The organism is Holdemanella porci, assembly GCF_019052655.1.
Taxonomy (GTDB): Bacteria; Bacillota_I; Bacilli_A; order Erysipelotrichales; family Erysipelotrichaceae; genus Holdemanella; species Holdemanella hominis.
On record NZ_JAHQVB010000008.1, the window covers coordinates 36,747 to 49,242 of the forward strand.

Annotated in this window: 14 protein-coding genes; 3 read left to right on the forward strand and 11 right to left on the reverse strand. The window is 34.1% G+C overall.

The features are described from left to right. The first annotated feature begins 61 nt into the window (after nucleotides 1-61). The gene (locus KTQ83_RS02940) at nucleotides 62-1,042 is read left to right on the forward strand and encodes a homoserine O-succinyltransferase (RefSeq protein ID WP_186999568.1); all 981 of its coding nucleotides are present in this window, start codon (nucleotides 62-64) and stop codon (nucleotides 1,040-1,042) included. Between the two features lie 22 nt (nucleotides 1,043-1,064). On the opposite strand, the gene cysK is transcribed toward KTQ83_RS02940, so the two are convergent. The 11 genes from cysK to ulaG form a co-directional block, all read right to left on the reverse strand. Next, the gene (cysK, locus tag KTQ83_RS02945; RefSeq protein WP_186999569.1) at nucleotides 1,065-1,994 is read right to left on the reverse strand and encodes a cysteine synthase A; all 930 of its coding nucleotides are present in this window, start codon (nucleotides 1,992-1,994) and stop codon (nucleotides 1,065-1,067) included. 159 nt (nucleotides 1,995-2,153) lie between these two features. After that, the gene (locus KTQ83_RS02950; protein ID WP_117925456.1) at nucleotides 2,154-2,933 is read right to left on the reverse strand and encodes an HAD family hydrolase; all 780 of its coding nucleotides are present in this window, start codon (nucleotides 2,931-2,933) and stop codon (nucleotides 2,154-2,156) included. Further along, nucleotides 2,924-3,850 carry a transketolase family protein gene (locus KTQ83_RS02955; protein ID WP_217255965.1) on the reverse strand — a complete coding sequence of 309 codons (927 nt, stop codon included), beginning with the start codon at nucleotides 3,848-3,850 and terminating at the stop codon, nucleotides 2,924-2,926. Before KTQ83_RS02955 ends, KTQ83_RS02950 begins: the two co-directional genes overlap by 10 nt. Then, on the reverse strand, nucleotides 3,850-4,668 hold the full coding sequence (locus tag KTQ83_RS02960; protein ID WP_217255966.1) for a transketolase: 819 nt from the start codon (nucleotides 4,666-4,668) through the stop codon (nucleotides 3,850-3,852). The genes KTQ83_RS02955 and KTQ83_RS02960 overlap by 1 nt, the downstream gene beginning before the upstream one ends. After that, on the reverse strand, nucleotides 4,669-5,517 hold the full coding sequence (locus KTQ83_RS02965; protein WP_227402401.1) for an L-ribulose-5-phosphate 3-epimerase: 849 nt from the start codon (nucleotides 5,515-5,517) through the stop codon (nucleotides 4,669-4,671). It abuts the gene before it with no gap. After that, the gene (locus tag KTQ83_RS02970) at nucleotides 5,501-6,202 is read right to left on the reverse strand and encodes an L-ribulose-5-phosphate 4-epimerase (protein ID WP_117925464.1); all 702 of its coding nucleotides are present in this window, start codon (nucleotides 6,200-6,202) and stop codon (nucleotides 5,501-5,503) included. The genes KTQ83_RS02965 and KTQ83_RS02970 overlap by 17 nt, the downstream gene beginning before the upstream one ends. A gap of 3 nt (nucleotides 6,203-6,205) precedes the next feature. Next, entirely contained in the window at nucleotides 6,206-7,240 is a 1,035-nt protein-coding gene (locus tag KTQ83_RS02975; RefSeq protein WP_117925465.1) for a hypothetical protein, read from the reverse strand. Nucleotides 7,241-7,309: 69 nt separating this feature from the next. Beyond that, entirely contained in the window at nucleotides 7,310-7,606 is a 297-nt protein-coding gene (locus KTQ83_RS02980) for a PTS sugar transporter subunit IIB (RefSeq protein WP_117571377.1), read from the reverse strand. A 14-nt stretch (nucleotides 7,607-7,620) separates the two neighbouring features. Beyond that, nucleotides 7,621-9,087, reverse strand: a complete 1,467-nt coding sequence (locus KTQ83_RS02985) for a PTS ascorbate transporter subunit IIC (RefSeq protein ID WP_117925467.1) — start codon at nucleotides 9,085-9,087, stop codon at nucleotides 7,621-7,623. A gap of 17 nt (nucleotides 9,088-9,104) precedes the next feature. After that, nucleotides 9,105-9,557 (reverse strand): PTS sugar transporter subunit IIA, encoded by a 453-nt coding sequence (locus KTQ83_RS02990; RefSeq protein WP_217255968.1) that lies wholly within the window; start codon nucleotides 9,555-9,557, stop codon nucleotides 9,105-9,107. A 15-nt stretch (nucleotides 9,558-9,572) separates the two neighbouring features. Continuing rightward, a complete protein-coding gene (ulaG, locus tag KTQ83_RS02995) occupies nucleotides 9,573-10,676 on the reverse strand; it encodes an L-ascorbate 6-phosphate lactonase (RefSeq protein WP_117925471.1) in 1,104 nt (367 codons plus the stop codon). Between the two features lie 213 nt (nucleotides 10,677-10,889). On the opposite strand from ulaG, the gene KTQ83_RS03000 reads away from it, so the two are divergent. Both KTQ83_RS03000 and KTQ83_RS03005 read left to right on the forward strand, forming a co-directional pair. After that, nucleotides 10,890-11,672: a hypothetical protein gene (locus tag KTQ83_RS03000; RefSeq protein ID WP_217255969.1), complete on the forward strand. Its 783-nt coding sequence runs from the start codon at nucleotides 10,890-10,892 to the stop codon at nucleotides 11,670-11,672. Continuing rightward, complete coding sequence (locus KTQ83_RS03005) at nucleotides 11,669-12,472, forward strand: DeoR/GlpR family DNA-binding transcription regulator (RefSeq protein WP_217255970.1); 804 nt, start codon at nucleotides 11,669-11,671, stop codon at nucleotides 12,470-12,472. Before KTQ83_RS03000 ends, KTQ83_RS03005 begins: the two co-directional genes overlap by 4 nt. Nucleotides 12,473-12,496: the final 24 nt, after the last annotated feature.

Below are 12,496 nucleotides of genomic sequence, written 5' to 3' on the forward strand. Positions count from 1 at the left end.
TTTCCATTCTGTTTTTTTTCGCGTATAATAAAGTGTATACAAATAAAGGAGTTGTTCATATATGCCAATCAACATACCCGATGCATTGCCCGCAAAAGACATATTAGAAAGTGAAAAAATCTTTGCGATTGAAGATAAAAGTGCACATAGACAAAGAATTCGACCATTAAAGATCGTGATTTTAAATCTAATGCCAAAAAAAATAGAAACGGAAACACAAATTTTACGATTAATTTCAAAAAGTGCACTTCAAGTTGATATTGATTTTATGATGGTCAAAAACCATGTTTCTAAAAATACAAGCCAAGATCATTTAGTCAAATTCTACACATACTTTGAAAAATTAAAAAATAATTATTACGATGGAATGATCATTACAGGAGCTCCAGTAGAACATCTTGAATACGAAGATGTTGATTACTGGAATGAACTTGAAGAAATCATGGAATGGTCTAAGACTCACGTCTATTCTACACTACATATTTGTTGGGGAGCCCAAGCCGGACTGTATTATCATTATGGAGTTCAAAAGCATATCTTGCCAGAAAAAGTATTCGGCATCTTCCCAGAACAATTAGTCGATGAATATGACTTTTTAACCAATGGCTTTGATGAAATCCACTATACGCCACATTCAAGACATACGGCTATTGATGAAGAAGCAGTTAAAAAAGTAAAATGCTTATCCATACTATCTAAAAATGATGAAATTGGTTCAAACATCATTGTCACAAAAGACTATCGTCAAATATTTATTTTAGGTCATTTAGAATATGGAAAAGAAACATTAAAAGATGAATATTTTAGAGATTTAAAAGCCAATAAACCCATCCATATTCCATTCAATTATTTTCCCGATGATGATCCAGAAAAAGAACCTATCTTAAAATGGAGAAGCCATGCCAATCTTCTATATCGAAACTGGCTAAACTATGTATATCAATTAACACCATTTGAAATTGAAGAAATTGGAAAAATAAAAGAACCCATTGGTACGGGTTCTAGAGAAGATCATGGCTATGCCAAGACATTTACGAAGTAATTTTTTACTTCGTATTTTTTTATTATTCCGCAAACATTGGAGTAGATAAATAACGCTCACCTGTATCTGGTAATAATACGACGATTGTTTTCCCTTTGTTTTCAGGGCGTTTTGCGATTTGAATAGCGGCATATGTAGCAGCACCACTTGAAATACCCACTAGCATACCTTCATTATGTGCAATTAAACGACCTGTTTCATAAGCCTGTTCATTTGTGACTGTAAAGACTTCATCATATACACTTGTATCCAAAGTATTCGGAACAAAACCAGCACCAATACCTTGAATACCATGAGGACCTGCATGACCTTGGGATAATACTGGACTTGTTTTAGGTTCAACCGCAACCACTTTCACATTTGGATTTTGATTCTTCAAATATTTACCTGTACCACTTACAGTACCACCCGTTCCAACACCGGCAACAAAAATATCAACTTTCCCCTCTGTATCCTTCCAAATTTCTGGACCAGTCGATTCATAATGTGCCTGTGGGTTTGATGGATTCTCAAATTGACTTGGAATAAAACTGTTTGGTGTAGCAGCTGCCAATTCCTGTGCTTTTGCGATAGCCCCCTTCATACCTGCTTTGCCATCTGTTAAAACAACTTTTGCACCATACGCCTTCAATAAGTTACGACGCTCTACACTCATTGTTTCAGGCATTGTCATAATAGCCTTATATCCCTTAGCTGCTGCAACAGATGCAATACCAATACCAGTATTTCCACTTGTTGGCTCAATCAATGTAGCACCTGGCTTGATCAACCCTTTTTTCTCAGCATCCTCAATCATTTTCTTTGCGATACGATCCTTTACACTACCTGCTGGATTAAAGAATTCTACTTTCGCAACAACACTAGCCTCTAAACCTTCTTTTTCTTCAATATGTGTTAATTCTACTAATGGTGTATTTCCAATTAAATCTGAAATTGCTTTATATACTGTCATTTTCTTTTCCTCCTATTAAATAAATTCAATATTATTCATTTAAAGAGCTACAACATCGTTTCATAATTAGTACCTCCGCTTACTATTCCTAGTAACTTTATAGGCATTATAGGAGTTTGTTTTTCCAAAGTCAATAAAAAAGTGATAGAAATTTATCTATCACAAATTCTTTTGAATGAAATAAGAAACTCCATCATCTTCATTTGATTTTGTTAAATACTTTGCGACTTCTTTTAAACTCTCCTGTGCATTTTCTACAGCAACACCATCTGCAACTTCAAACATAGAAATATCATTATAGTTATCACCAAAAGCCAGTACGCTGTTTGCGTCTATATCAAGGTATTCCAATAGCTTTTTTAAGGTTTTCCCTTTTGTAGTATCTGAATTTGTTAAAGTGTAAATAATGCCTTCCGATTGCATACATAATGTTTTGTCACAAACAGAATTTAATTGATTTTTTATCTTTTCCATATTTGGATGAATCATCACAACCTTAAATATTGATTCCCTAACAATATCTGCAATATTGGCATCTTCAACAATTTTGCATTTACCAATCAATCGTTTCTTAAATTCATCTAACCCATCTTGAGATCCAACTGAATAGATTGTCTGATTCGTATAAGCCAGGAACGCAACTTTGTTTGCGACTAATATATTTAAACAAGTCTTTAATTCACTAGAATCAATTGGACATTCATAAATACATGTATCACCCAAAAACATGTTTGCTCCATTATTCGTAATATAAGGTAAAGTAATATTTAATTCTTTTATATAATCCTGAATAATATGCACATTTCGACCCGATACAAAAGTAAGTGGAACATTCTTTTCAATCAGAACACTTTTAATATTTTGATCTAAACTTTTATCATCATGCAAAAGCGTACCATCTAAATCAGCAACAATCAATTTAATATTTTTTAAAGACATTCCTTTACCTTTTCAACAATATGATCTACATTCAAACCATATTTCGCTAATAATTCCTTCGGTGTTCCACTCTCTCCAAAAGTATCCTGCATACCAATCATTTCCACACGCACTGGACTCTTCTTAGAAGTTACTTCACTAACAGCACTTCCAAGTCCTCCATACACATTGTGTTCTTCACAAGTGATGATGATTTCATGGGATTTTGCGATTTCTTCAATCAACTCTTCATCGATTGGCTTGATACAAGGCATATCTACAACTGTAACAGAAATATCTTCTTTAGCTAAAATTTTAGTGGCTTTCAATGCCTCTTGCACCATCATTCCTGTCGCAACCAATGCGATTTTCTGACCTTCTCTTAAAACTTTTCCTTTACCCAATTCAAACTTACAGTTTTCATCATATACATCTTCTACTGCACCACGCCCAAGTCTTACATAACATGGTCCATCTATATCGGCCACTGCCTTTACAATAGCCTTTGCCTGATATTGATCACATGGTACAAATACTTTCATATTTGGAATACTTCTCATAAGTGCTATATCTTCAATACATTGATGACTTGCACCATCTTCTCCAACTGTAATTCCAGCATGCGTTGCACATACTTTTACATTCAAGTTTGGATAACAAATACTATTGCGAATCTGTTCAAAAGCTCTTCCTGCCACAAACATCGCAAAACTAGATGCATAAACTACTTTATTACTTGCTGCCATACCAGCAGCGACTGCCATCATATTTCCTTCGGCAATTCCCATGTTGAAATGATGTTCCGGTCTTGCCTTTTTGGCATCGATTGTCTTTGTAGATTTTGTAAGATCCGCATCTAATACTAATACATCATCTCTTTCTACAACTAATTCTGCCAAAGCCTTCCCATAGGCATTACGTGTTGCTTCTTTTGCCATTATTCAAGACCTCCTAACTCTTTCATTGCCGTTTCATATTGTTCATCATTTGGTGCAGCTCCATGCCATGCATAGTTATTTTCCATATAAGAAACACCTTTACCCTTGATTGTATGGGCAATAATCATAGTTGGTTTATCCTTAACTTGTTTAGCTTGTTCAAACGCATTTCTTAATTCATAAAAATCATGTCCATTTACGTCCAATACGTTCCATCCAAAAGATTCAAATTTACTTGCGAATGGCTCTGGTGAAATCACATCATCAATATTTCCATCAATCTGTAAATGATTGTAGTCTAAAACGGCACATAAGTTATCCAATTTATAATGAGCTGCTGCCATGCAAGCTTCCCATACTTGTCCTTCTTCACATTCCCCATCACCTAATAAGCAATAAATTCGATGTGTATTCTTATCGACATGCTTATTGACAATAGCCATGCCCACAGCACAAGAAACACCTTGTCCTAAAGATCCTGTAGACATGTCTACACCTGTAACTTCATTCATGTTGGGATGTCCTTGTAAATTTGAATTGATCTTTCTAAATGTAGTTAAATCATCATCTAACAACCCCTTTTCTTTTAATGTTCCATACAATAATGGACTCGCATGCCCTTTACTTAACACAAAACGATCGCGATCAATTGAATCAACATTGTTTTTATTGATATCCATCTGTTCAAAATAGATTTCTGTTAAAATATCTGCACCACTCAAGGATCCTCCTGGATGTCCTGAGTTGGCACTATATACTTCGGTTAATATATTCTTACGAATATTGTTCGCATGAAGTTCTAATTCTTTTATATTCATTTACTCAAATCCCTTATCTAACTTATCTCTTAAAAATACCCCAGCATCTTTTACAACATCTTGCCAGTCTTCATTGTTCACATACCAAAATTCTCCAACAAACATACGCACTCCAAGTCGTTTCAATGTTTTGATATTTTTCACAAACTCTGTATGCCCTGTCCCAAATGGAATTTCACGATATTTACCTGGAACAGTTTCTTTTAAATGACTCGCAAAAATATGTCCTTTTCCACACATCAAATCTTCGTCTACATCTACACCATATAATAAAGATGCATTTTTTAAGTTTCCAATATCTGGATATACACCTAGATATGGACTGCTTACTAAATTTACATAGCGCATCGCTTTTTCTACTGTATCCATAAATGGTGTTTCCATTGTTTCAAAACCTAATACAATTCCTTTTTCAGCAGCCATTTCCACACATTTCTTTAGATTTGTTTCAAAATCATGATTTGTGTATAGATCCCCAGTTTCATAATAGACGTCATATCCAGCTAACTGAATAATACGAACACCTAAATCAGCCGCAAAATCTATGGCTTTCTTCATGATTTCCAATGATTTCTTTTGAATCTCTTTATCATGTGATCCAAGTGGATATTTACGATGTCCACTTAAACACATTGAAGAAATAGGAACACCCGTTTTTTGAATGGCTTCCTTGATTTCATTCGTTGGCTGATCCAATCTTGCAAGCTTTGCATCACTTTCATCAATACTGATTTCCAAATAATCAAATCCACTCTTCTTGGCAATTGTCAATTTCTCTACCCAAGTAAGCGTACTTGGCATACTCTTTTCATATAGACCGAGTCTATATTCTCTATTTAGCTTGTCCATAATAAGCTCCTGGTCCATGTTTACGATTAAAGTGTTTGTCTAATAGAACCTGCTGCATGGAATCAATTTCATTGTTACTTAATAAAGATGCGATTGCATTCATCTTTGCACATTCTTCTAAAACAACCGCATTATGAACTGCATTGAATCCATCCGTTCCCCAAGTGAAAGGTCCATGTGAATGTACCAATACACCAGGAACTCTATCTGGATCAATGTTGCGTGTTTTAAATTCCTCTACAATTACTTTTCCTGTTTCCAATTCATAATCACCATGAATTTCCTCTTCTGTCATAAAACGGGTACAAGGAACAGCTCCATGAAAGTAATCTGCCTGTGTAGTTCCTAATGGAATGATATCTTTTCCTGCCTGTGCAAAGCTCGTTGCCCAAGTGGAATGTGTATGAACAACACCTCCAATATTTGGAAAATTACGATAGAATTCCAAATGTGTATCTAAATCAGAGCTTGGACGTAGATTTCCTTCTACAATATTTCCATCTAAATCCACAAGCACAATATCATCACGCGTCATGACATCATATTCTACACCACTTGGTTTAATCGCTACGATTCCTTTTTCTCGATCGATTTCAGATACATTTCCCCATGTGAATGTGATCAACCCATATTTTGGTAATAATAAATTTGCATCTAATACACGTTGCTTCAATTCTTCTAACATATCTTAGTCCTCCGTAACAAAGTAGATTGCTGCTTGGGCTGCAGTATGGTTTGCACCAACAATGATGTCTCTATTATCTTCATGTACAACACATAGGTTGGCTGGTCCTACACCTTTATCGACCATTGTGACTTTGTATTCTCCATCTTCATATGTAACGACAAATAATTCGCAATCTTTTCTTCTGACACCACATACAAATGCATTTTGTCCTGCAAGTTTAGCGCCAACTAAGGCATGCGCAAAATCAATTTCATTATCGTATTGCCATACTTTCTTATATTCACTTCCATCTTTCTTATAAATTTGAATTGTATTTCCATGGAATTCTTCGATCGTCATGATTTCATCCTGGCCATCTCCATCGATATCGATTGTAGCAATCTCACCAATATGTCCAGATAAAATTGGTTCCACCTTCCATTGTCCACCACGTTTTTCTGGTGCACTTACACGTAAGATTCCTTGATCACTTCCAAAGTATCCAACATCTTTACCATCTTCTTTTGTTTGCCAGAAACCATGGTTACGATATAATCCATCACATAATACTTCTAATTCAACTCCTGTACTTGGATCTTCTGGTAATTCAGCTACATAAATTCTTCCTGGAACACTCCAGTCATTCTTTTCTTTTTTAGAAGTAGCTACTGTTGCTAGGATCAAATAGTTGATACCATTCTGGTTAAAAATTCCAAAACGATGTACATAAGGCACAGACACAACATCTTTGAATTGCCATGTTCCATTATCGTATTTTCCCCATACGATTTTTGCCAAAGATGGAGTAACCTTTAAATAGAATTCTTGAACGCAAAGGAACTCTTTTTCTTTTCCTGGAATTGGAACGATTGACATACATCCACCTGGATGTGTCCATACATTTTCTTTTGTTTCATAATCTTTTCCATAATACATATTACATGCGACATTTGGATCTTCACTTGCCAATAAAATATGGTTTTGACCATCAAAATAAATATTACTTGCGCAATAGCAACGGTACATATCATCTAGTTTTTTCTTAACAATTTTCATGATTATCTCCTCTTTTTGTCTATTTTTGGGTATAAGAAAAGCTGCATAAACGCAGCTTTCATTTTTTTATTATTCACTAAGTGCTGCTTTTAAGCCTTCTTCGATTTCTTTTGCAGACATTACATTCTTAAGTCCAACAACTTTAGTTCCACGTTTCTTTGAGTCTTCAAACATAGGAACGAAGTTTTTTGAACACAATACGATATCATAATTTCCAGCAGCAGACTTTCCTTCACTCACTGCACAGTGATGAATTTCTTGTACATCAAGTCCCATCTTTTTAGCCACTTTTTCAACATTTAATTTAATCATCATACTTGTTCCAGCACCATTGCCACAACATACTAATAATTTTAATTTTGCCATTGTAATATCTCCTTTTATTCAGCACTTACAGCTTGTACTTTTTCTAAATATGCATCATAATCTTCTGTAATTAAGAAATATGTATCTGGGTGTTTACGATATTGTAATTGTGGAATTGCCACCAAAATCAATACTACGATTCCTACACCTACGTATCCAGCATATTTCATGATTACTGTAAAGATTGGCCATACTGTTGCCCAGTCAAACATTCCTAAATATCCTCCGTATTGACTTAATCCTACCCAGCCAGCGATTAAAGCAGATCCGAATACTTGAATTAAACCAGAAATAAATGGAAGAAGCATTGCAGCTTTGATACCACCACGATTATCAGCATATACAGCGATAACTGCATTATCGAAGAATACAGGAACGAAACCTGCAATTACCAATGTTGGTGAATGCATCAACAATAAAGCACCAATCGCTAAGAATTGTCCTAAAGCACCCATTAAGAATCCTACTGTTACAGCGTTTGAACTACCAAATCCAAATACAGCGGCACAATCAATACCAGGAACAGCTCCAGGTAAGAATGAATTAGAAATACCTTGGAATGAATTTGTAAGTTCTGTAACGAATGTACGAACACCTAATTGTAAGATAGCTAGATATACCGCAAAGTTAAACGCTGTTGTCATAGTATAGAAGAAGAAGTTTTGTGTTTCTGCGATAAATCCAGCTTCAACTAAATAATCCTTTCCTAATACCATTAAAATAGCACCGAAGAATAAGAACATCAAGATAGATGTTGCGACCATATTTTCATTAAAGATAGATAAGAATCCTGGAAATTTTAAATCATCCAAACGTTTTGAATTTTCACCCTTCATCTTTTTAGCAATACTACCAAATAATGCGATACCAAACATTTGTTGGTGAGCAATCGCAAAACCTCCACCTTCAGTTAATTCCTGCGTAATTTCTACTGTTAAGTTTGAACCTACAGCCCAATATAATCCTAAAATCAATCCCATAACAATTAGAATTGGTGTACTTCCTAATTTAGGGAAGCAGAATAGAATCAACCAGAATGCTGTTGATGCTTGTTGCATCTGTACATGACCTGTTGTAAATACAGCACGCATTTTTGTCCATTTTTTTAATCGAACTAAAATTAAGTTCATAATAAATGCGATCAACAATAAGATCATAACTTGAGAGAACGTTCTACCAAATTGTTCCTGTAAACCTTCTGTAACAGCGTTTTGTCCAAAATATGGATCAATAACCATTGCGTGTAGATTGAAACGATCTTTTAATCCAACTAAGATTGGTCTAAAGTTTCCAACTAAGCCAGAAGAACCAACACTTAAAATCATGTATCCTACTGTAGCTTTAATAAATCCTGCAAATGCATCGTAAATTGGTTTTTTCAATAATAAGTAACCGATAAATACGATCAAACCGATAAAATATGCGGGTTGCGTCAAAATATTTGTCGCAAAAAAGTCCCATACTGTCATTATTATATTCATTTTACTCTCCTCATATATTATTCATATTGATCAGCGATTTCTTCTAAATCACCTTTTGTTTTTGCATTCATCAATGCTTCAACGATATCCTCATTCATCAAAGTATCCATTAATGATTGTATATTTTGAATATGCTGATCATGGTCAATTGCTGCTAAAGAGAAGAACAATTTTGCCTTTTTATCTGGATCTTCTGGATCAAAATCAACTTCTTCTTCCACCTTCATAAATGAAATAGCTGTTCCATTACATCCTACTGCTCCTTCTGTTGAGTGTGGCATCGCAATACCTGGAACAATCACAATATAAGGTCCATATTTATTGACACATTCAATAACAGCTTCTACATATTCATTTTCAACTGTACTATCCTTTAACAAAGGTGCATAACTTTGTCGAATGGCGTCTTGCCACGAATCAACTTTCTCAACAAAACAATAGTGTCCTTTTTCAACAATTTCTTTCAACATATTCATTACCTCTTCTTATAAAACTGATCGATATGGAACGTTAGGTTCCTCTTCGAAGCAATCCTCAAATCCTCTACGATAGTGATATTGACGTTTTGCTTTATCTGTTGGATATACATATTTACCACCTACATCCCAAATAAATGGATGGAATTTGTAATCTAACACATCTTTCTTATAATTATATAACAATTCAATTTCTTTTGGGTCTGCTTTAAAGTTAGTCCAAACATCATAGTGAATAGGAATAACTACATCTGTTCTTAAAGCCTCAGCCATACGTAAGATATCTACACTTGTCATTTTATCTTGCATTCCAACTGGGTTTTCTCCATATGATCCAAACGCAACATCAATATCGTAATCTTTACCGTGTTTTGCATAATAAATTGAATAATGAGAATCTCCTGAATGATAAATATTTCCTCCTGGTGTTTTTACTAAGTAATTCACAGCCTTATCATCCATATCTGTTGGACATTTGCCACGAAGATCTTCACGATCCGGCCCCTGTGAATCCGTTGTTGTGATACAAGTACGATCAAATGAATCTAGCACAACAATTTCAATATCTTTAATTTTAAATGTATCTCCAGGTTTTACTGTAATGCAACGATCTGCAGGTACGCCCCATTTTTGCCACAATTCAACAGATTTTTTAGGACCAATGAATGGTACTGGAATTTCATTTCCATTTTCATCCACTGTAGTCATTCCTGATTTTAGTACGTGACTAGCATATTCAGCTGACATGTGATCTTGATGATAGTGTGTTGCTAATACTGCATCTACTTGCTTAATTGCGAATGGATCGATTACAAATGGTACGGCTCTTAAATTTGGCTGCATATTTCTACATCCGCACATATTAGCCATTTGATGGCCAACTTTCATTTTTCCATCACCATGAGTACGTTTACCATTTCCTGCCCATAAGTCAATTGTAATGTTTGCACCACCAGGTGTTTTAAACCAAATACCAGTACATCCTAGCCACCACATTGCTACAGTGCCAGGTTTTACTTCTTCATTTTCAATTTCTTCATTCAACCAAGTACCCCATTCTGGGAAAGTTGACATGATCCAAGAATCTCTTGTAATTTCATCTACTTTTGACATTTTGTTTTCCTCTTTCTGTTTTTTTACCATGGTTTTTTGACGTTCAAATCATAAAACATTAAAAGATTAAAAACAATCGCATTATATGTTTGTTTTAACTTTTTTATGATTATTTAATTCTTTATATCCATTTTTACGTTCTTTTAATCCCGTTATATGATTGACTTATATGTTCTTTTTAGATAAAATAAACTTAAAGAAAGAAGGTACAACATGAAAACATTAGAAAAGATGTCTTTTTCACAAAATGCTCAACAAATTATATCTTATACATTCTATATTTTATTTGCAGGCTACAGTATTTATAAGATCATTCAAGCTGAATTTATATCTACTAAAATACTATTTATCATTCTATTAATCATTATCTTGGGCATTGCACTTTATTCTGAATATTTAAAGCATTTATATAGAAAGGCAATCAAAACAATTGCCTATGATTTAAATCCTGAAAAAGCAAATAAACAATTTAATGAACTATTAAAAAAAGACGTATTTCACGCCTATAAAAATGATAAAAAAATATTCGATACTTTATATTATATAGATCAAATGGAATATAAGAAGTGCTTGGAACATATTGAAGAAAACTCAAAGTTTTTCCACAGTTCAATTGATCAGTTATTGATCTATCATTACACAAAGTTCTATTGTTCATTTATGTTGAATGATTTAGATTGTGCAAAACAAGAATATAATAAATTAGAAAGAATGCGTAACACAAAAGTAAAAGGTGCAAAGGTTTCACCATTATTTAACTGGGAATTTATGGATGCCGTATACTTAGTATCAAGAAAGGATTATAAACAAAGTTTGAATGTATTTAAATCCGTTAACACAGAAAATATGAATCCTAGAGAAAAAATACAATACTATTATCAATTCACTTTATTATGTAATAAAATAAAAGAAAAGCATCTTTGTGAAAATTATAAAAATAAAATAATAACATTAAAAGGGTTAAGTAACACATGTAAAAAGGGAGAGGTTTTATGAAAATGACAAAAGAAGTCGTAGATAAGCGACGAAAAAAAATCATGCAAAAAATACAGGTCAAAGGTACTGTAAACGTGGAAGAACTGGCTTCAGAATTGAATGTAACACCATTAACAATTCGCAGAGATTTACAATATTGGGAAGACATGGGAGCTATTGAACGTTTCTATGGTGGTGCTAAACTTGTTCAAAACTTTGTTGAACATGACATAGATCCAAACGAAGCTTATAAACATGCGATTGCCAAGTTTGCTGCAACATTTGTAGATGATGGAGATACAATTTTCATCAACACAAGCTCAACTGCACTATTAGTCATAAAATATATTATCGGAAAAAGGGTCACAATCATCACAAATAACGGAAAAGCTATTTTCTGTGATCATGACCCAAATGTACAAATAGTAATGACTGGAGGCGAGCTTCGTTTTCCTAAAGAAACAATGACCGGTGATTTTGCCTTAAACAATCTTCAAAGAGTCAAAGCCAACAAAGCATTTTTAGGTTGTAACGGATTTGACAACGAAGTTGGCATGAGTACGGCAATTCTTCCGGAAGTAATCATCAATGAATCTATGATTTCTAGGTGCAGTGGGGCTGCCTTTATTTTAGCAGATGCGACAAAAATTAATTATGTGCATCAATTTGTAGTCGCAAAGCCAGACTCATTTGCTTACTTAGTAACAGATACTCGAGTACCTGCTGAACAAATAGAAGAATTTGAAGAAAAAGGTATTCTTGTCAAACAATTAGATCCCCTACTTAACTATAAAAAAAGCCCATCAAATCATATAAAATGATTTGTATGGGCGCTTTTCATTTGC